This window comes from Streptomyces sp. NPDC052687 (assembly GCF_040678395.1).
Taxonomy (GTDB): domain Bacteria; phylum Actinomycetota; class Actinomycetes; order Streptomycetales; family Streptomycetaceae; genus Streptomyces.
Map to the genome: position 1 here is coordinate 1 of NZ_JBFATR010000076.1, position 19,290 is coordinate 19,290.

Consider the following 19,290-nt stretch of genomic DNA (forward strand, 5'->3'; position numbering starts at 1 on the left):
CGGCCGCCGGCGACGGCGGCCGCTCGGGCGGGGCTCTGCGGAGCGCCGCGCTGAGTGCGCGCGGGGGGCGTGCGCTGGGGCGGGTGGGTGCGTCCGGTGGCGGCACAATGGTCGGGTGAACGAGTCCATACCCGTCAGCCGGTCCGTCGAGCAGGGAACCGCCAAGCTGATGCCCGACGTGGACCGGGAGCGGGCCTGGCTGCTCACCGTGGACGGGGCACCGCAGTCGTACGTGGACCTCGACGAGCCCACGCATCTGGAGTTCGAGTACGCGCGGCGCCTCGGGCATGTGCTGGACACCGTCGCGGAGCCGGGGCTGCCGCTGGACGTGCTGCACCTCGGCGGCGGGGCGCTGACGCTGCCGCGCTACGTCGCGGCGACCCGGCCCGGCTCCCGGCAGGACGTCGTCGAGGCCGACCGGGCACTGCTCGACCTGGTCGTCGAGCAGCTGCCGCTCCCGGCCGGCGCCGGGATCGAGCTGCACGCGGGCGACGCCCGCGCCTGGCTGGCGGACGCCCCCGACGACAGTGCGGACGTGCTCGTGGCCGACGTCTTCGGCGGCTCACGCGTGCCCGCGCACCTGACCTCCCTGGCCTACGCCCGTGAGGCCGAGCGGGTGCTGCGCGCGGACGGCGTCTACCTGGCGAACCTCGCCGACGCCGCGCCGTTCGCCTTCCTCCGCTCCCAACTGGCCACTTTCGCCGAGCTGTTCGAGGAGCTGGTGCTCATCGCGGAACCGGCCGTGCTGCGCGGCCGCCGCTTCGGCAACGCGGTCATCGTCGCCGCCCACCGGCCGGTGGACATCGCCGCGCTGGCCCGGCTGACCGCCGCCGACGTCTTCCCCGCCCGGGTCGAGCACGGGCCCGCGCTGCGGGCGTTCACCGGGGACGCGCGTCCCGTGCGGGACGAGGACGCCGTACCGTCACCCGAGCCCCCCGACGGGGCGTTCGGCATCGGCTGACCCGCTGCCGGCGCCGGGCACGGTCACCGGGCCCTGTCCCGCGACCTCCTTGGTCCGGCGGCGCAGACGGCGCACGTCCGGGACGAGCAGCACCGCCGCCGTGACCACCACGACCAGCGTCGCGCACCCCCACAGCGCCTCGGACCGCCCGAACGTCTGCTCCGCGGGCCCGGCCAGCGCCATCGCCAGCGGCATCAGCGCCACCGAGCCGAACCAGTCGTAGGCCGATATCCGGGACAGCTTGTCCTCCGGGATCTCCTGGTGCAGGGCGGTCATCCAGGAGACGCCGAAGATCTCCAGCGTCACCCCGGTCACGAACATCACCGCGCACAGCACCCCGGCCGGCACCGGCACGGCGAGCGCGGCGGACGGCAGGGCCAGCGGGAAGACGCACAGCGTGCCCGCGAGCAGCAGCCGGCGCGGCTTCCAGCGGGTCATCAGCAGCGCGCCGACGACCGTGCCCGCGCCGAAGAAGCCGAGCGCGAGGCCCCAGGGCGCGGGGCCGCCGAGGTGGTCGCGGGCGACCAGCGGGCCGTAGACGGCGTCGGCGGCGCCGACCACCGCGTTGGCGATCGAGAACTGCACGACGATGCCCCACAGCCACGGCCGGCCGGCGAACTCCCGCCAGCCCTCGCGCAGATCGGCGAGCAGCCCGCCGCCCGGCGCCCGCGGCGGGACGTCGCCGACGTCGAGGAAGGAGCGCAGCGCGGCGGCGACGGCGAAGGCCGCCGCGTCCGCGGCGAGCACCCAGCCCGGCCCGATCACGGCGACCAGCGCGCCGCCCAGGGCCGCGCCGCCGAGTGCCGCGCCCTGCATCGCCATCCGGAACACCGCGAACGCCCGGCCGGCCTGCTCACCGCGCACGGAGGAGAGCAGCATGCCCTCGGCCGCCGGGCTGAAGAACGCCTGGCCGGTGCCGTTCAGCGCGGTCAGCAGCATCATCTGCCACAGCCGGGGCTCGCCGGTGAGGACGAGCAGGGCGAACAGGCCCTGCGAGACGCAGTTGAGGAGGTTCGCCGCGACCATCACCCGGTGGCGCGGCAGCCGGTCCGCGAGCGCGCCGCCGATGAGCAGGAAGAGCACCAGCGGCAGCGTGCGCGCGGCGGCGACCAGGCCCACGTCGCCACCGTCGCCGCCGGCCTCGAGCACGGCGAACGCGGCGGCGATCAGCGCGCCGTGGCTGCCGAGGTGGGTGACGACCGCGGCGGCGGTCAGCAGGCTGTAGTTGCGGCCCGCCCACGCGGGTCGGCGCGGGGCGGGCCGGCGCGAGCCGGGTCCGCGGGAGGCGGGTCCGCGGGAGGCGGTTCTGCGCGGGCGGTGCCCGGGGACGGCGGGGTCGGCGGGATCGGCGGCGGAGTTCACCGGCTGACTATCACCGCCCGGGGCCCGACTTGCCAAACCGGCCTCCCGCCGCCCGTCGGCGCAGGTCAGCTCTCCTGAGCTTTTCGCTTCCGTCAGCTCTCCGTAGGCTCACCGTGCAGGCGGACCGTCTTGGCGATCTTCAGGATCGTCTCCTTCGGGACCTCCTTCTTCACGCCCTTGGCGCCGAAGAAGTTCCACGACACGTAGTTGCCCGCCGAGTTCTGGAAGCCGAACGTCATCGCCTTGCCGTCGGTGGCGCACTTGCTCTTGCCCTTCTGGGGCGAGTCCTTCGACTCGGCCCAGGCGATGCTGCCCTCGATGCCGGAGGCCGTCGTGAACGGCTCGGCCTTCTCCTCGAAGACCACGCTCTTCTTGTCCGGCTGGGTGTAGCCGCCGTAGACCCACCAGGCGACGGTGTTGATCGCCACCTCGTCGGTGTTCTTGGCGCCGTCGGCGCCCTTGGTGCCCACCGCGGCGAGCGAGGTGTCCTCGGTGCGGCCGTCCTTGTTCGAGTCGGACGTGCACCACTTGGACTGGTAGACGGCGGTGCCGGTCATGGTGACGAGCGGCTTCAGCTCGTCCGAGTTCTCCTCCTCGAACGCGATGAGCATGCCGGGGTTCTGGACCTCCCAGTCGGCCGGCACGTCGAACGCGACGCCCCACTTGGGGTTGACGACGACCTTCCAGCCCGCGATGGTCGGCTTCTCGGCCTCGCCGTCGCGCGGGTTGTCGTCCGTCCCGGAGGCCGTGGCGGTGGGCTCCGCCGTCGGCGCGGACGACTGGCTGGCCTTCGGCTTGGAGCCGCCGCCGGCCTCCTCGTCCTTGTCCCCGCCCAGGACCAGGAACCCGGTCACGCCCGCCGCGACGACCACGGCCGTGGCCGCCACGATCGCGACCAGCTTCGTGCGGTTGCCGCCACCGCCGCTGCCGCCTCCGCCCACGACGGTCGCCGGCTGCGGGGCGCCCACGGGTGCGGGGGCGTTCCACTGCGGCTGCTGCTGGTACGGGTTGGGCTGCTGGTAGCCGGGCTGCTGGTAAGGATTCGGCTGCTGGTACCCCGGCTGCTGGTACGGGTTGTTCTGCCCCTGCGGGTTCTGCTCGCCCCCGGGCGGCTGCTGTCCTGGCCACATGAGCGGTAACCCTAGTGGTGTCCACGACACGATTCGGTCACCGCCCCTCGTCAGGGCCGTAGCGAAACCGTACGTCGGTTCACGGGCGGGCCGAGGGGCGGATCACACGGTCTGGCCATGGGGGCTACTCGTGGGTAACCTTCGGTCATGAGCGCAGATCAGATGTCGATCGGCGAGTTGCTCGCCGCCACGGTGCCGATGGTTCGCACGCTGAACCTGGAGTACCTGGAGACCACTCCGGAGAAGGCCGTACTGGCCCTCCCGGACCAGAGCGAGTACCGCAACCACGTCGGCGGGCCGCACGCGGGCGCCATGTTCACCCTCGGCGAGTCGGCCAGCGGTGCGATCGTCCTCGCCGCCTTCGGCGACCAGCTCTCGCGGGCGGTGCCGCTTCCCGTCCACGCCGAGATCGCGTTCAAGAAGATCGCCCTGGGTCCGGTGAAGGCCACCGCGACCCTCGGCCGCCCGGCCGCCGACGTCGTCGCCGAACTCGACGCGGGCAAGCGCCCGGAGTTCCCGGTGAGCGTCGCGATCCAGCGCGAGGACGGCGCCGTCACGACCGAGATGACCGTCGTCTGGACCCTGCGCCCCAACAACTGAGGCACCCCGCCCACGAGGACACGTCGCAGGCACCTCGCAGGCACCTTGAAGGGGCCAGGGGGTCGGCATCACGAAGGGCACGGCCGTACGAGAAGACGAGCACGGCCACGGTGCCTGTGGGACGCGGCGCTGTCACCGTGACCCGGTAGGCTTCACCGGCATGCGCCCGCCCGGGCGCATGCCGGTCCACGCGACGGGAGGAAAGCTGCGGTGCACGTCCAGGAATGGCTCGAGACCGTACCCGCGGTCAGCATCTACGCGCTGGTGGGAGTGGTCATCGGTCTGGAGAGCCTGGGCATCCCGCTGCCGGGTGAGATCATCCTCGTCTCCTCGGCGCTGCTCGCCTCCCAGCACGGCGACATCGACCCGGTGATCCTCGGCGTCTGCGCCACCGCGGGCGCGATCATCGGCGACTCCATCGGCTACGCCATCGGCCGCAAGGGCGGACGCCCGCTGCTGGCCTGGCTCGGCCGGAAGTTCCCCCGGCACTTCAGCGAGGGGCACATCGCGACCGCCGAGCGCTCGTTCGAGAAGTGGGGCATGTGGGCCGTCTTCTTCGGCCGGTTCGTCGCCCTGCTGCGCATCTTCGCGGGCCCGCTCGCCGGCGTCCTGCGCATGCCGTACTGGAAGTTCGCGATCGCCAACGTCCTCGGCGGCATCCTCTGGGCCGGCGGTACCACCGCGGTCATCTACTACGTCGGCGTGGTCGCCGAGGCCTGGCTCAAGCGGTTCTCCTGGGTCGGCCTGGTGCTGGCCGTGTGCGTCGGCCTCACCTCGATGTTGATTCTCAAGCGCAAGGCGAAGAAGGCGACGGCCGCGGCGCCGCAGCAGCCGGCCGAGCCGGTGCCGGCCGCGGCCGACTGAGTCCGACGACGCCCCCCCCAGCCGGGCCGGAACCGTGTTTCGGGTGCCGTCGGCCGCCCACCTGTGCGGTATCGGTGGATGATCCCTTCGGTCACCGACGCCGGTAGGCGGTGGCCAGCACGGAGACAGTGACCCGAGTGGGCACGACCCCGCCGTCGTGCAGGTCCGCACGGCTCACGTGGCGTGCACTCGGCGTCATCGCCACCAGGTCCAGGGCTTCCGGCCTGGTCAAGGACGCGCAGTACTCCACCTGTTCGATGACGGCGACCTCGAAGTAGGGGTTGAGCGCCTGGTGCAAGCGTTCTTCCTTGGCCGGGTCGACCGTGACCATCGCGGGCACCTGGCCACGCAGCTCGGCCAAGTGCCGCCCGGTGGGCCGTACCACGATCAGCCGGCCGGTCGGGCGCAGTACGCGGTGGAACTCGGCCGGGTTGCGCGGGGCGAACACGTCCAGCACGACATCGGCCACCCCGTCGGCCAGTGGGAAGGGACGGAAGACGTCCCAGGCCACCGCGGCGGCTCGGTCGTGGGCACGGGCGGCCGAGCGCAGTGCGCGCACCGATGTGTCCAGCCCGAGACCACGGGCGCCAGGCAGCTGATCGAGTACGCCGGCCAGGTAGTAGCCCGTGCCGCACCCCACGTCCACCACCGTGCCCCGCTCAGCCACGGCGCCGGCCGCCAGGCGGGCCCCGACTTCGCGAATGGGCGCGTAGGTGCCGGTCGACAGGAACCGGTCCCGAGCCCGGACCATGGCTGCGTCATCGCCGCTGGTGGCGCGGGTGCCCGTCAGCAGGCCGGCATAGCCGTGGCGGGAGATGTCGAAGGCATGGCCCACCGGGCAACGCAGTGCACCGTGGTCGGGGTGGAGGCGGCGCGTACGGCACGTCGGGCAACGCAGCAGGTCGAGGGACAGATCGAGGGCAGGGGGAAGCGACACGGGCACGAGACACTCCTGGCAGGGGGTGAAGGGAAGGGATCGTGCCTGCGCGATCAGAGCGTCACTGCCTCAGGAAGGAACGGGCAGCATCGGGACGTGACTTCACGCGGCAGGCACACCAAGGAGGGCGACGCCGTCCGGCATCGCCCTCAGCGCCTTCCGATCACAGGAAGCAGCAGTGCGGGGTGCTCATGAATGCCACGTCATCATTCTACGAGCACGGCGAAGCCCTTCATGCCTCCGCCCAGAGGTGCCTTCATGCCTCCGCCCAAGAGCTGGGAGACACGGCTCAGCCCCCGGTGTGCCCCTCGGTGTGCGCCTCGCCGTGTGCCTTGGCCAGCTCCGCGTACATCGTCCCGTTCAGCGTGATGCCCTCGCGCTCCTCCTCGGTCAGCTCCCGCCTGACCTTCGCGGGTACGCCCGCGACGAGCGAGCCCGGGGGCACCCGCATCCCCTGCGGCACCAGCGCCTGCGCCGCGACCAGCGAACCGGCCCCGATGACCGCGCCGTTCAGCACGGTCGCGCCCATCCCGATCAGGCAGTCGTCCTCCACCGTCGCGCCGTGCACGACGGCGTTGTGCCCGATGGAGACGCGCTCGCCGACGGTGACGGGAAAACCGGGGTCGGCATGCAGCGTGCAATTATCTTGAACGTTGCTGTTCGCGCCCACCGAGATCCGCTCGACGTCGCCGCGCAGCACCGCCCCGTACCAGACGCTCGCGCCCGCCCCCAGCGTCACGTCCCCGATCACGGTGGCCCCCGGCGCCACGAAGGCCTCCGGGTGGACTGCCGGTTCCCTGCCCCCGATCGCCCTGATCAGCGCCTGGTGCGTCATCGTCGCCTCCTCGTCGTCGAGTACCCCCGCACCGTACGTCACCCGGTAGGGCGAAGATCACAGGGCTCCGGCCCCGTACGGCACCTCCGCCGTGAGTACCGTGAGCGGGTGCCGAAGCCCAAGAACACGTTCTCGTCCCGGCGCCGCCGCCTGGCGCAGCGCGTGGTCCACGCGGGCTGGGCCTGGGTGCAGCGCACCGGCTCGGTCACCGCCGAACAGCCCGGCCGGTTCCGCTTCGGCGCCATCGGTACCGGCACCCGGCTGGCGTTCCCGCTCGGCACGGTCTTCGGCGAACCATGGATCCACCTCGGCGCGTACTGCATCGTCGGCGAGCAGGTCACCCTGACCGCCGGTCTGATGCCGGACCTCGACCTCGGCCCGGAGCCGATCCTGCGCATCGGCGACGGCGTCGTCCTCGGCCGCGGCAGCCACGTCATCGCGGACACGACGGTCACCATCGGCAGCGACTGCTACTTCGGCCCGTACGTCTATGTCACGTCCACCAACCACTCCTACGACGATCCGCACCAGCCGATCGGCAAGCAGTGGCCGCGCATGGAGCCGGTGGAGATCGGCCCCGGCTGCTGGATCGGCACCGGCGCGGTGATCCTGCCGGGCGCGCGGATCGGGCGGAACGTCGTGGTCGCGGCCGGCGCGGTGGTGCGGGGCACGGTGCCCGACCACGCCGTGGTCGCGGGGGCGCCCGCCCGGGTCGTACGGCGCTGGACGCCCGCGGAGGGCTGGCAGCCGCCGCTGCGCACCCCGGCGCCGGTGCCGATACCGGACGGCGTGACCTCGGATCAGCTGCTGACGCTGGCGGGGCTGGACGAGGAGGCGGTGGCCCGGCTGGCGGAGCTGGACGACGCGGACGTGGCCGGCACGGTCGACGCGGTCGACGCGGAGTCCTGACCCGTGCGGTGGCCGTCGGCGGCGAGCCCGTGGCCGGCCGTCACCCGGTGGCCAGCAGCAGGGAACCGGCGAGGGCCAGTCCGGCGCCCGCGGCCTGCACCGCGCGGAGCCGCTCGCTGAGGAAGCCGCGCGCGGCCAGGGCCGTCACGACCGGGTAGAGGGAGGCGAGCACGGCGGCGACCGTGACCGGCCCGTGCCGGGCGGCGAGCGCGTACGTGCCGTTGGCCGCGACGTCGGCGAGCCCGACGAAGGCGAGCGCGGGCAGCGCGCGCCACGGGAAGCCGTCCGCCGGGAGGGCGGGGGAGCCGCGCCGCACCGAGACCCACAGGGCGGCGCCACCGGCCACGACGTTGGTGACCCGCTGGACGAACAGCGCGAGGAACAGCCCGGTCACCGTGGTCGACGCCTCGGCGATCAGCGCCATGACCGCGCCGAACCCGAACGCCGCCAGCAGGGTCAGCAGCACGGCCTGCCGCTGCACCGGGGCGCCGCGGAACTGCGGCCCGCCCGCGAGCACCACCCCGGCCACGGCCACCGCGATCCCGGCGAGCTGGAGCAGCCCCGGCCGCTCGCCCAGGACGAGGCCCACCCCCACCGGCACGGCCACGCCCAGCGAGCCGAGCGGCGAGACCACGCCCATCGGTCCGAGGGCGAGCGCCTTGTAGAAGGCGAGCATCGCCACCGGGCCCACCAGGCCGGCGCCGACGGCGAACCACAGCCGCGGTCCGGCCTCGCTCCAGCCGCCGGTGGCGACCACGAGCGCGCCGAGCACGAAGACGGCGATGGACTGCGAGACCACGACGACCGTGAGCGCGGGCGTGCGCCGGGTCAGCAGGCCGCCGCCGAAGTCGGCCAGGCCCCACAGGAGGCTGGTGGCCAGGGCGAAGAGTGCTGTCACGGGTCGCCTCGCAGTACAGTTCGGTGAACGATCGGGTACACCCCACCGTAGTTCAGTGAACTGAACTCTGTCATCCAGAATATTGGACGGAATGTGTCGGACCTCGACCTGCTGACCCAGTCCCTGGCCCGCAACGTCAAGCGCTGGCGCGCCGAGCGGGGCTTCACCCTGGACACGCTGGCCGCGCGGGCCGGAGTCAGCCGCGGCATGCTCATCCAGATCGAACAGGCCCGCACCAACCCCAGCCTCGGCACCGTCGTCAAGATCGGCGACGCACTCGGCGTCAGCATCACCACCCTGCTCGACTACGAGCAGGGGCCCAAGGTCCGGGTCGTCCCCGCCGACCAGGCCGTCCGGATGTGGCACACCGAGGCGGGCAGCTACAACCGGCTGCTCGCCGGCACCGAGGCCCCCGGCCCGCTGGAGCTGTGGGACTGGCGGCTGATGCCGGGGGAGTCCAGCTCCTCCGACCCGCATCCGGCGGGCACCGTCGAACTCGTCCACGTCACGGCCGGGGAACTCACCCTGACCGTCGACGGGACCGAGTACCGCGTCCCGGCCGGCGCCAGCGCCTCCTTCGAGGCCTCGGCCCCGCACACCTACGGCAACGACGGCGACGTCCCGATGGAGATGGTGCTCGCCGTCTCGGTCCCGCCCGTCGGCTGAGACGCGTCTCCGCCGCCCGTCGGCGGAGGCGCCTCCCGCTTGCTGCTGCCGGCCCGCCGGCTGAGACGCCCGGACTCCCGCCGCCGTACGGCTGTTACCGTGCGGCCATGCGCGCACCCATCGGAGACTTCGACCAGGCCACCCCTGCCCCCGACTGCCTCGCAGAACTGACCGGCCCGGTCGCCGACGCCGTACGCCGGTGGACCGGCGCCGTCCCCGCCGAGCAGATCCTCTACGTCGACACCGACCCGCGCTGGGCCGACACCGCCGTCTTCGTGGAGCACTACGGCCGGGAGCTGCTGGAGCAGTCCGCGAACTGCGTGGTCGTCGCCGGGAAGCGCGGAGGCGAGAGCACCCTCGCCGCCTGTGTGGTGCTCTCCACCACGCGGGTCGACGTCAACGGCGTGGTCCGCCGCCGGCTCGGCGCCCGCAAGGCCTCCTTCGCGTCCATGGACACGGCCACCGGGGGGACCGGCATGGAGTACGGCGGCATCACGCCGATCGGACTGCCCGCCGGCTGGCCGGTACTGGTGGACTCCGCGGTCGTCGACCTGCCGTACGTCCTGGTCGGCAGCGGGCGGCGGCGCGGCAAACTCCTCGTGCCCGGCAAGGCGTTCGCCGAGCTGCCGGGCGCCGACGTGCTGGACGGGCTGGGCGTGCCCGTCTGACGCACGGCGCGCGGCGCGCGGCGCCGCGGATCAGGCCCGCGCGTGGTGCGGCCGCGTGCCGTGGGTCTGCGCGTGCCGGGCCGGGGCGTGGTGGGCCAGCGCCAGGTGCGGGTCCGCCTCGCCCGGCACCGGTGCCGGATCGGCGTGCACCAGGGCGGCGGTGAGCCGCGGTACGGCGTGCAGCAGGGCGTGTTCGGCCTCCACCGCGATCGCGTGCGCCTCGCGGACCGTCGCCTCGCCGTCCACGACCACCGCCACCTCGGCCCGCAGCCGGTGCCCGATCCAGCGCAGCCGCAGCTCGCCCACCCCGCGCACGCCCGGCACCGCGCCGAGTGCCTGCTCGGCGCGGTCCACCAGCGCGGGGTCGACGGCGTCCATCACCCGCCGCACCACCTCGCGCGCCGCGTCCCGCAGCACCGCGACGATCGCCGCGGTGATCGCCAGTCCGACGAGCGGATCGGCCAGCTGCAGGCCGAGCGCCGAGCCGCCCGCGCCGAGCAGCACCGCCAGCGAGGTGAAGCCGTCGGTGCGGGCGTGCAGCCCGTCGGCGACCAGCGCGGCCGAGCCGATCTCGCGTCCCACGCGGATCCGGTACCGGGCCACCCACTCGTTCCCCACGCACCCCACGAGCGCGGCCACCGCCACCGCCGGGACATGCGTCACCGGACGCGGGTCGAGCAGCCGCTCGACCGCCGTCCACCCGGCGAACGCGGCGGACGCGGCGATGGTCAGCACGATCACGATGCCGGCCAGATCCTCGGCGCGGCCGTAGCCGTAGGTGAAGCGCCGGGTGGCCGCGCGCCGGCCGAGCACGAAGGCGATGCCGAGCGGTACGGCGGTCAGCGCGTCCGCGGTGTTGTGCACCGTGTCGCCGAGCAGCGCCACCGACCCCGACAGCGCCACCACGACGGCCTGCGCCAGCGCCGTCGCGCCGAGGACCGCCAGGGAGACCCAGAGGGCGCGGATGCCGCGGGCGGAGGACTCCAGGGCGGAGTCCACTTTGTCGGCGCTGTCGTGGGAGTGGGGGGTGAGGAGGTGGGCGAGGCGGTGGCGGATGCGGCGGACGCAGTGAGGGCGGTCGTCGGGGTGGGGGTGGCGGAGAGGGTGCCCGTGGTCGTGCGGGTGCGGGTGCGGGTGCGGGTGAGGGTGAGGGTGTGGGTGGTCGTGGCCGTGGTCGTGGCCGTGGCCGCTGTCGTGGGGGTGGTCGCTCACGAGGTGCTCCTTCCGGTGCGCGGCGGAGGGCGGGTGCGCGGCGCCCTCCGCCATTATGTGCGCAAGAGCGCACGCATGCACCTGTTACCTGCGCAGACTGCGCACAGCGCATCACGCGCCGGACCGCGTGCGGGGGCCGGACCGCGCGGGATGCTCCGGACAGCGCGGGCGCCCGGTCATCAGGAGGTGCGCGGCATGATGCCCAGGTACTGCTCCGCGAACGCGGTCGCCGCGCGCGGGGAGAAGAAAAGGCGGCGCAGCCGGGCGAGCGTGGTGCCCGCGCGGTAGGGATCGCCCGAGGCCGTGCCGTGGTACACCTCGGACAGCCACTGCGAGAACTCCTGGCAGTCCCAGACGCGCTCCAGGCAGGCCGCCGAGTACCCGGCCAGTCCGTCGCCGTCGCCGCGGGTCAGGTACGCGACGAGCGCGCCGCCGAGCAGGAACGCGTCGTGCAGGGCGAGGTTCATCCCCTTGGCGGCGATCGGCGCGGTCAGGTGCGCCGCGTCCCCGGCCAGGAACAGACGGCCGTACGTCATGGGCTCCACGACGTAGTTGTGCATGTCCAGCACCCGCTTCTCGAGCAGCCGTCCCTCGGTCAGCGGCGGGGCGTCCGCCGCGCCGAGCCGCAGCCGCAGCTCGGCCCAGACCCGCTCGTGCGGCCAGTTCGCCGGGTCGTCGCCGGGCGGGCACTGCAGGTAGTAGCGGGTGACCTCGGGGCTGCGCGCCATGTGCCCGGCGAACCCGTGGGGGTGGACGCCGAACACCACGCAGTCCGAGGACGGCGGCGCCTCGGCGAGCAGGGCCAGCCAGCCCACGCCGTAGTCGTGCCGGGCGAACCGGGCCGCGTGCGGGGGCAGCGCGGCGCGCGTCACGCCGCGCGCCCCGTCGCACCCCGCGACGAAGTCACAGCGGATCAGCTGCCGTTCGCCGCTCTCCGGGCAGAGATACGACACTGACGGACGGTCGGTGTCCAGGTCGTGCAGCCGTACGTCCCGCACCCCGAACCGGATATCGCCGCCGCGCACGTCCGCGTACTCCCGCACCAGGTCCGTCACCAGCAACGGCTGTGGGTAGACGAAGTGGTGATGTCCCGTCAGCTCGGTGTACGGCAGCCGGTGCCGCCGGCCGTCGACGCGGAACTCGCACCGGGTGTGCCGCTGGGCACGCGCCAGCAGGTTGCTTGCCAGACCGTGCCGCTCCAGGCCGCGTACCGCCCACTCCTCCAGCACCCCGGCCCGGGGCCGCCGCTCGATGAACTCCCTGCTCTCCGCCTCCAGCACCACGCAGTCCACCGAGGCGGCCCGCAGGATGTTGCCGAGGGTGAGCCCGGCGGGCCCGGCGCCGACGATGACGACCGGAAAGCCTTGCGGGGAAGGAGAGTTGGCGTGGGGGGTGCTGGTCACCCGGACATTATGGCGGTCAGCCGAGCCGCGGGATCTCGATGGCGGGGCACCGGTCCATCACCATGTCGAGCCCGGCCGCGCGGGTGCGCTCGTACGCCGCCTCGTCGATGACGTCCAGCTGGAACCAGACCGCCTTCGCGCCCTTCGCGACCGCCTCGTCGGCGACGGCTCCGGCGAGGTCGCTGTTGACGAAGACGTCCACGACGTCCACGTCGAAGGGGATGTCGGCGAGCGAGGCGTACCCCTGCTCCCCGTGCACCGTCTCCGCCTTCGGGTGGACGGGCACGACGCGCTTGCCGAAGCGCTGGAGCACGCGGGCGACGCCGTACGCCGCGCGCCGCTCGTTGTTCGACAGACCCACCACGGCCCAGGTGTCGCCGCTCTCGGTGAGGATCTTGCGAACGGTGGCTGCGTCGCCGTACACGGGGCCTCCCGGGCCTTGGGGCTTCTCCTGTCGCTTCGGATCCCGAAGCGCTTCGAGCAGGACAACGGCCGACGACGGACGAAGATTCCCGGCCCGCGCACCTGCGTCCGCGCGGTGGCGGGCCTACGCTCGCACCGTGCTGCGCATCATCGACGCCCAAACCGGCGAACCCGTCGAGGCCGCCCCCGCCCGCCGCGGTCTCACCCGTGTCGAGGCGCACGCGCGGGGCCTCGATCCCACCGCCCTGCGCGTGCTGCTGGTCGCCGACGTCCTGGTACGGGCCCTGGAGCTCGGCGGGACACCCGTGTGGGGACTGCTCGCCGGAGAGCGGCAGCAGGCGGAGCTGCGCGCGGCGGCCGCCGCGCTCGGCGTGCGCCCCCTGGAGGACCGCTCGGCGGCGGGTCCGGGCCTCGGGGAACGGCAGATCCTGCACGTGGTCGCGGACGAGGGCACGGCACCGGAGGGCGTGCGGGTGGGCGTGGCGGCGGTGGAGGTTTCGGCCGTGGCGGGGCGGCTGCCGCGGGAACCGGCGGCGGCCGTGCCGGGGGAGGGCGTGCCGGGGGAGGGCGTGCCGCCCGGACTGCGGCTGGGGCCGCTGGGGCCGCTGCTGGACGGTGACCCGGCCGTCCTGCGCCTCGCGCTGCTGTCGCGGCGCAGGAGCGAGCCCGTCCGGCTCGACGCGCGGGCTCTGACGGAGGCCCGGGAGACGCTGGACCGGTGGCGGGGGATCGTCGCCGAATGGGCGCGCCAGCCCTCGCGGCCCGTGCCCGACGAGGTCCGCGCGCGGCTCCGCGCGGCCTGGGAGGACGACCTGGACGTGCCCGGGGTGCTGCGCGTCCTGCGCTGGGTGGAGGGCGAGCCGGAGCTGCCGGACGGGGCGCGCTTCGAGACCTACGTCCACGCGGACCGGCTCCTCGGCCTCGACCTCGCCCGCGACCTGGGAGCCCTGCCGTGATCGAGCGCGCCGAGGCCGGCCCGCTGCGCCGACTGGTCGTGCTGCGGCACGCCAAGTCCGCGCGGCCGCCCGGCGTGCCCGACCACGACCGGCCGCTCGCCCCGCGCGGGCGCCGCGACGCCCCGGCCGCCGGACGGGCCCTCGCCGCGGCCGACTGCCTGCCCGACCTCGCCCTGTGCTCCACCGCCGTCCGCGCGCGGCAGACCTGGGAGCTGGCCGCCGCCCAGTGGGGCACCCCGCCACCGGTCCGGCACGACCCGCGGCTCTACGCCGCCGACGCGCCCGGCCTGCTCGACGTCGTGCGCGAGACACCGCCCCGCGTGGGCACCCTGCTCCTCGTCGGCCACAACCCGGCACTGGAGGACCTGGTGCTCGACCTGGCCGGAGACGGCCTCGACGACACCCTGGAGCGGGTCCGCGCGAAGTTCCCCACCTCGGCGCTCGCCGTCCTGTCCTGGCGCGGCACCGGCTGGCCGGAGCTGGACCCCGGCGCGGCGCTGCTGACCTGGGTGACGGTACCGAGGGGGAGGAAGAAGTAGCCGCCGCATAGGCTGGCCGGATGCAGGACGAGTACCGCACGGTCGCCCGCGCGGGCGTGCACGAGACCGAGGTCAACCGCTCCCGCTTCCTGTGCGCCCTGGCGCCGGCGGCCACCGAGCGGGAGGCCCAGGACTTCGTCGCCGCCGTGCGCAAGGAACACGCCGACGCCACCCACAACTGCTGGGCGTACGTCATCGGCGCCGACGCCGCGATCCAGAAGGCCAGCGACGACGGCGAACCCGGCGGCACCGCCGGCGTCCCCATGCTCCAGATGCTGCTGCGCCGCGACATGCGGTACGTCGTCGCCGTCGTCACCCGCTACTACGGCGGCGTCAAGCTCGGCGCCGGCGGCCTCATCCGGGCCTACGGCGGAGCCGTCGGGGAGGCCCTGGACGCGCTCGGCACGATCACCCGGCGGCGGTTCCGGCTGGCCACGGTGACCGTCGACCACCAGCGCGCGGGCAAGGTCCAGAACGATCTGCGCGCGACCGGGCGGGAGGTGCGGGACGTGCGCTACGGGGAGGCGGTCACCATCGAGATCGGGCTGCCCGACGCCGACGTGGACGCCTTCCGGGCCTGGCTCGCGGACGCGACGGCCGGGACGGCCGGGTTCGAACTGGGCGGAGAGGCGTACGGAGACGCATGACAATCCGGGCATAACGGCTGTAACTGCCGTGATTTCGTGCGGGCATGACGGGCGATACCGGAGTAACCGGCCGTGATGTCAGTGCCGGCCGTTAGTCTCGGGGATCATGCGACTGCTGCACACTTCCGACTGGCATCTCGGCCGGGCGTTCCACCGGGTGAACATGCTCGGGGCCCAGGCCGAGTTCATCGGTCATCTCGTCACCACCGTGCGGGAGCGCGGCGTGGACGCGGTGGTCGTGTCGGGAGACGTGTACGACCGCGCGGTGCCGCCGCTCGCCGCCGTCGAGCTGTTCGACGACGCCCTGCACCGGCTGGCCGCCCTCGGCGTGCCCACGGTGATGATCTCCGGCAACCACGACTCGGCACGCCGCCTCGGGGTCGGCGCCGGACTCATCGACCGGGCGGGCATCCACCTGCGGACCGACCCGGCGGCGTGCGGCACACCGGTCGTCCTGCGGGACACCCACGGGGACGTGGCCTTCTACGGGCTGCCGTATCTCGAACCCGCCCTGGTGAAGGACCAGTTCGGCGTGGAGAAGGCCGGGCACGAGGCGGTGCTGGCCGCCGCCATGGACCGGGTCCGCGCGGACCTCGCCACCCGCGCGCCGGGCACCCGGTCCGTCGTCCTCGCCCACGCCTTCGTCACCGGCGGCCAGGCCAGCGACAGCGAGCGCGACATCACCGTCGGCGGAGTCGCCGCCGTCCCGGCCGGAGTCTTCGACGGAGTCGACTACGCCGCGCTGGGGCATCTGCACGGCTGCCAGACCATCACCGACCGCGTGCGCTACTCCGGCTCCCCGCTGCCGTACTCCTTCTCGGAGGCCGAGCACCGCAAGAGCATGTGGCTCGTCGACCTCGACGCCGGCGGCGCGGTCACCGCCGAACGCGTCGACTGCCCGGTGCCACGCCCCCTGGCCCGCATCCGCGGCACCCTGGAGGAGCTGCTCGCCGACCCGGAGCTGGCGCGGCACGAGGAGGCGTGGGTCGAGGCCACCCTCACCGACGCGGTCCGCCCCACCGAGCCCATGGCCCGCCTCACCGAGCGCTTCCCGCACACCCTCAGCCTCGTCTTCGCCCCCGAACGGGCCCCCGACGACCCCGAGGTCTCCTACGCCCGCCGCCTGGCCGGCCGCACCGACCAGCAGATCGCCGAGGACTTCGTCGCCCACGTCCGCGGCGCCGGTCCCGACGACCGGGAGCGCGCGGTCCTCCGCGAGGCCTTCGACGCGGTCCGCGCGGACCGCGCGGTGCGGGAGGTGACCCCGTGAAGCCCCAGGACCGCCGCCGCGTGCCGTACGCCGCTCGCGCGTCCCGCACCGGGCACCTTCCGGGGGCGCGGGCTGCGGCCGACGGTGAGGGGTGCGCTGCCTCCCTCTGCCGCGTGCCCGGCACCGGCGGCGCGCCGCCGCGCGCGTGCCGCGCCGCGGCGGGGCACCCCGCGGGCAGCGGTGCCGGTCGCGGGGCTCCTGTCTGCGGGGTGCCCGGCGACCGTCGTGTCGGTCTTGCCTGCGGTGTGCCTGGCGACCGTCGCGTGGGTCCTGCCTGCGGGGTGCCTGGTGACCGTCGCGTGACTCCCGTCTGCGGCCTGCCCGGTGACCGCCGCGTGGCCGGGGCGGTCCGCGTCGCGAAGGCGCGCTCTGTGGTGGGCGATGCCGGCTGCTCGGGTGCCGGCCGCCGCGTGCCCGAAGCACACCGCGCGTGGTCTGCCGCCCGCGTGGGCGAGGCCTGCTCCCGCTGCGAGGGCCACCCCGCCTGTGAAGCCCACCCCGTCACTGAAGCTCACCCCGTCGGTCCGGCCCACTCCGTCAGTGCGGCTCACCCCGTCGGTCCGGCCCACTCCGTCAGTGCGGCCCACCCCGCGCGTCACGACGCCGGTCACGGGCCCCGTGACCGCCGCGCACCCGGCGCCCGTCCCGCGTCTCACCCCCGCCGTGCCCGCGGCCCGCGCACCCCGGAGGTCGGTCGATGAGGTTGCACCGGCTCGACATCACCGCCTTCGGGCCGTTCGGCGGGTCGCAGAGCGTCGACTTCGACGCGCTGTCCGCGGCCGGGCTGTTCCTGCTGCACGGCCCGACCGGCGCGGGCAAGACGTCCGTGCTGGACGCGGTGTGCTACGCGCTCTACGGCTCCGTACCCGGTGCGCGGCAGAGCGGGCAGGGAACCGGGCTGCGCAGCGATCACGCGGCGCCGGGGACCCGGACGTCGGTGACGCTGGAGCTGACCGTCGCCGGCCGCCGGCTGGAGATCACCCGGCAGCCGCCCTGGGAGCGCCCCAAGAAGCGCGGCAAGGGCACCACGGTGGACAAGGCCCAGACGTGGCTGCGCGAGTACGACGCCGCGGCCGGAAGCTGGCGGGACCGCAGCCGCTCGCACCAGGAGATCGGCGAGGAGATCACCCAGCTGCTCGGCATGAGCCGGGAGCAGTTCTGCCAGGTCGTGCTGTTGCCGCAGGGCGACTTCGCGCGGTTCCTGCGCGCCGACGCCGAGGCCCGCGGCAAGCTGCTCGGCCGGCTCTTCGACACCCAGCGCTTCGCCGACGTGGAGAAGCGGCTCGCCGACCGCCGCCGCGCCACCGAGGCCGGTGTCCGCGACGGCGACGCGGCCCTGCTCGCCGACGCCCACCGGATGCAGCAGGCGGCCGGCGGCGCCCTGGACCTGCCCGAGCTGGCCCCCGGCGACCCCGGCCTGGCCGACGCCGTGCTCGGCGCCGCCGCCATCGCCCGCAGCACCGCCCGCGAGGAGCTGGCCATCGCCCACTCGCGGCTCGCCGCCGCCGAGTCCGCGCGGGCCGCCGCCGGCCGCACCCTGGAGGACGTCCGCGAACTGGCCCGGTTGCAACGGCGGTTCGCCGAGGCCCGGCAGCGGGCGCTGCGGTTGCAGGAGCGGGCCGACGCCCACCGCGAGGCGCAGGCCCGGATGGAGCGCGCCCGCAAGGCCGAGTCCGTGGCGCCCGCCCTGGAGCTGCGTGACGCCGCCGACGCCGAGCACCGCCGCGCGGCCGCCGCCGAGGCCCGCGCGCGGGCCGCGCTGCCCGAGCGGTACGCCGGCGCCGGAGCCGCCGGGCTCGCCGCCGCCGCCCGCCGGGCCGCCGAGGAACTGGGCGGACTGGAATCGGCCCGCCGCGCGGAACGCCGCCTCGCCGACCTCGTCGCCGAACGCGACGGCCTCGACCGCCAGGAGCGCGCCGACGACGAGATCCTCCAGGAGGCCGACTCCTGGCTCGCCGGATGGGAGACCACCCGCGCGGAGCTGCGGTCCCGCATCGAGTCCGCGCAGGAGGCCGCGGGGCGGGCGGAACAGCTCGCCGAGCGGCGCGAACCCGCCCGGCGGCGGCTGGCCGCGGCCCGCGAACGCGACCGGCTCGCCGGCCAGGCGGACGCCGCCGAACGGCAGGCCCTCGCCGCCGCCCACGACGCCGTCGAGGCCCGCGCCCACTGGCTCGACCTCAAGGAACAGCGGCTGAACGGCATCGCCGCCGAACTCGCCGCGAACCTCGTCGCCGGCGTGCCCTGCGCCGTCTGCGGTGCCACCGACCACCCCGCACCCGCCCGCAAGGACGCCGCGCACGTCGACCGGGAGACCGAGGAACGCGCCCTCGCCGCCTACCAGCGTGCCGAGGACCAGCGCGCCGAGCACGAACGACGCCTGGCCGCCGTACGGGAGGCACTGGCCGCCGCCACCGCCGAGGCCGGGGACACCCCCGCCGACGACCTCGCCCGCGAGGCCGAAGAGCTGGAGCGGCGGTACCAGCAGGCGCGCGCCGCCGCCTCCGCGCTGCACGCCGCCCAGGAGGAGCTGCGCCACGCCGAGCAGGAGCACGAGCGGCGCACCGCCGCCCGGCAGCAGGCCGCCGTCCGGGCCGCCGCACGCGTCGGCCACCGGGAACGCCTGGAGAGCGAACGGGCCGCGCTGGAGGAGGAGCTGACCACCGCGCGGGGCACGGCCGAGAGCGTGGCCGCGCGCGCCGCCGAGCTGGAGCTGCGGGCCGCCCGGCTCACCGAGGCGGCCGAGGCCGCCCGCACCGCCGAGGACACCGCCCAGCGCCTGAAGAGCGCCGACGCGCGGCTCGCCGACGCCGCCTTCCGGGCCGGTTTCGACACCCCGCAGGCCGCCGCCGACGCCCTCCTCGACGACGCCGCCCACCGTGACCTGCAACGCCGGCTGGACGCCTGGCAGACCGAGGACGCCGCCGTCCGCGCGGTGCTCGCCGAGGCCGACACCGCCGCCGCGGCCGGGCTGCCGCCCGCCGACCTCGCCGCCGCCGAACAGGCCGCCGCC

19 protein-coding genes are annotated in these 19,290 nt (G+C 74.8%); 11 read left to right on the plus strand and 8 right to left on the minus strand.

Features of this window, described 5'->3' with window-relative positions:
* The first annotated feature begins 115 nt into the window (after nucleotides 1–115).
* Nucleotides 116–961 carry a fused MFS/spermidine synthase gene (locus tag AB0K92_RS32210; RefSeq protein ID WP_365928817.1) on the plus strand — a complete coding sequence of 282 codons (846 nt, stop codon included), beginning with the start codon at nucleotides 116–118 and terminating at the stop codon, nucleotides 959–961.
* On the opposite strand, the gene AB0K92_RS32215 is transcribed toward AB0K92_RS32210, so the two are convergent.
* Together AB0K92_RS32215 and AB0K92_RS32220 are read right to left on the minus strand one after the other, a co-directional pair.
* Nucleotides 923–2,179 (minus strand): MFS transporter, encoded by a 1,257-nt coding sequence (locus AB0K92_RS32215; RefSeq protein ID WP_365928833.1) that lies wholly within the window; start codon nucleotides 2,177–2,179, stop codon nucleotides 923–925. The genes AB0K92_RS32210 and AB0K92_RS32215 overlap by 39 nt on opposite strands.
* A 236-nt stretch (nucleotides 2,180–2,415) precedes the next feature.
* Entirely contained in the window at nucleotides 2,416–3,453 is a 1,038-nt protein-coding gene (locus AB0K92_RS32220; protein ID WP_365928818.1) for a hypothetical protein, read from the minus strand.
* 162 nt (nucleotides 3,454–3,615) lie between these two features.
* Here AB0K92_RS32220 and AB0K92_RS32225 point away from each other — a divergent pair, with 162 nt between their 5' ends.
* Both AB0K92_RS32225 and AB0K92_RS32230 read left to right on the plus strand, forming a co-directional pair.
* A complete protein-coding gene (locus AB0K92_RS32225; protein ID WP_365928834.1) occupies nucleotides 3,616–4,053 on the plus strand; it encodes a DUF4442 domain-containing protein in 438 nt (145 codons plus the stop codon).
* Between the two features lie 210 nt (nucleotides 4,054–4,263).
* Nucleotides 4,264–4,917, plus strand: coding sequence for a DedA family protein (locus AB0K92_RS32230; RefSeq protein ID WP_365928819.1), 654 nt, complete (start codon nucleotides 4,264–4,266; stop codon nucleotides 4,915–4,917).
* A 91-nt stretch (nucleotides 4,918–5,008) separates the two neighbouring features.
* On the opposite strand, the gene AB0K92_RS32235 is transcribed toward AB0K92_RS32230, so the two are convergent.
* Both AB0K92_RS32235 and AB0K92_RS32240 read right to left on the minus strand, forming a co-directional pair.
* On the minus strand, nucleotides 5,009–5,860 hold the full coding sequence (locus AB0K92_RS32235) for a methyltransferase domain-containing protein (protein WP_365928820.1): 852 nt from the start codon (nucleotides 5,858–5,860) through the stop codon (nucleotides 5,009–5,011).
* Between the two features lie 283 nt (nucleotides 5,861–6,143).
* Entirely contained in the window at nucleotides 6,144–6,689 is a 546-nt protein-coding gene (locus AB0K92_RS32240) for a gamma carbonic anhydrase family protein (RefSeq protein WP_365928821.1), read from the minus strand.
* Nucleotides 6,690–6,797: 108 nt separating this feature from the next.
* On the opposite strand from AB0K92_RS32240, the gene AB0K92_RS32245 reads away from it, so the two are divergent.
* Nucleotides 6,798–7,598 carry an acyltransferase gene (locus AB0K92_RS32245; protein ID WP_365928822.1) on the plus strand — a complete coding sequence of 267 codons (801 nt, stop codon included), beginning with the start codon at nucleotides 6,798–6,800 and terminating at the stop codon, nucleotides 7,596–7,598.
* 40 nt (nucleotides 7,599–7,638) lie between these two features.
* Here AB0K92_RS32245 and AB0K92_RS32250 read toward each other — a convergent pair whose 3' ends face one another.
* The gene (locus tag AB0K92_RS32250) at nucleotides 7,639–8,496 is read right to left on the minus strand and encodes a DMT family transporter (protein ID WP_365928823.1); all 858 of its coding nucleotides are present in this window, start codon (nucleotides 8,494–8,496) and stop codon (nucleotides 7,639–7,641) included.
* A 93-nt stretch (nucleotides 8,497–8,589) separates the two neighbouring features.
* Here AB0K92_RS32250 and AB0K92_RS32255 point away from each other — a divergent pair, with 93 nt between their 5' ends.
* Nucleotides 8,590–9,162: an XRE family transcriptional regulator gene (locus tag AB0K92_RS32255; RefSeq protein ID WP_365928824.1), complete on the plus strand. Its 573-nt coding sequence runs from the start codon at nucleotides 8,590–8,592 to the stop codon at nucleotides 9,160–9,162.
* 107 nt (nucleotides 9,163–9,269) lie between these two features.
* A complete protein-coding gene (locus AB0K92_RS32260) occupies nucleotides 9,270–9,830 on the plus strand; it encodes a YbaK/EbsC family protein (RefSeq protein ID WP_365928825.1) in 561 nt (186 codons plus the stop codon).
* Between the two features lie 30 nt (nucleotides 9,831–9,860).
* Here AB0K92_RS32260 and AB0K92_RS32265 read toward each other — a convergent pair whose 3' ends face one another.
* The 3 genes from AB0K92_RS32265 to AB0K92_RS32275 form a co-directional block, all read right to left on the minus strand.
* Nucleotides 9,861–11,042 carry a cation diffusion facilitator family transporter gene (locus AB0K92_RS32265; protein ID WP_365928826.1) on the minus strand — a complete coding sequence of 394 codons (1,182 nt, stop codon included), beginning with the start codon at nucleotides 11,040–11,042 and terminating at the stop codon, nucleotides 9,861–9,863.
* 179 nt (nucleotides 11,043–11,221) lie between these two features.
* The gene (locus AB0K92_RS32270) at nucleotides 11,222–12,445 is read right to left on the minus strand and encodes a 4-hydroxybenzoate 3-monooxygenase (protein ID WP_365928827.1); all 1,224 of its coding nucleotides are present in this window, start codon (nucleotides 12,443–12,445) and stop codon (nucleotides 11,222–11,224) included.
* A 16-nt stretch (nucleotides 12,446–12,461) separates the two neighbouring features.
* Entirely contained in the window at nucleotides 12,462–12,869 is a 408-nt protein-coding gene (locus tag AB0K92_RS32275) for a CoA-binding protein (RefSeq protein ID WP_165996240.1), read from the minus strand.
* A 136-nt stretch (nucleotides 12,870–13,005) separates the two neighbouring features.
* Here AB0K92_RS32275 and AB0K92_RS32280 point away from each other — a divergent pair, with 136 nt between their 5' ends.
* From AB0K92_RS32280 to AB0K92_RS32300, 5 genes are all read left to right on the plus strand, one after another.
* Nucleotides 13,006–13,824 (plus strand): hypothetical protein, encoded by an 819-nt coding sequence (locus AB0K92_RS32280; RefSeq protein WP_365928828.1) that lies wholly within the window; start codon nucleotides 13,006–13,008, stop codon nucleotides 13,822–13,824.
* Entirely contained in the window at nucleotides 13,821–14,363 is a 543-nt protein-coding gene (locus AB0K92_RS32285) for a histidine phosphatase family protein (protein ID WP_365928829.1), read from the plus strand. The genes AB0K92_RS32280 and AB0K92_RS32285 overlap by 4 nt, the downstream gene beginning before the upstream one ends.
* Before the next feature lie 20 nt (nucleotides 14,364–14,383).
* Complete coding sequence (locus AB0K92_RS32290; RefSeq protein ID WP_365928830.1) at nucleotides 14,384–15,010, plus strand: YigZ family protein; 627 nt, start codon at nucleotides 14,384–14,386, stop codon at nucleotides 15,008–15,010.
* Between the two features lie 106 nt (nucleotides 15,011–15,116).
* On the plus strand, nucleotides 15,117–16,280 hold the full coding sequence (locus AB0K92_RS32295) for an exonuclease SbcCD subunit D (protein ID WP_365928831.1): 1,164 nt from the start codon (nucleotides 15,117–15,119) through the stop codon (nucleotides 16,278–16,280).
* A 697-nt stretch (nucleotides 16,281–16,977) separates the two neighbouring features.
* Nucleotides 16,978–19,290: SMC family ATPase (locus AB0K92_RS32300; protein WP_365928832.1), on the plus strand; the 2,313-nt coding region annotated here is incomplete at its 3' end.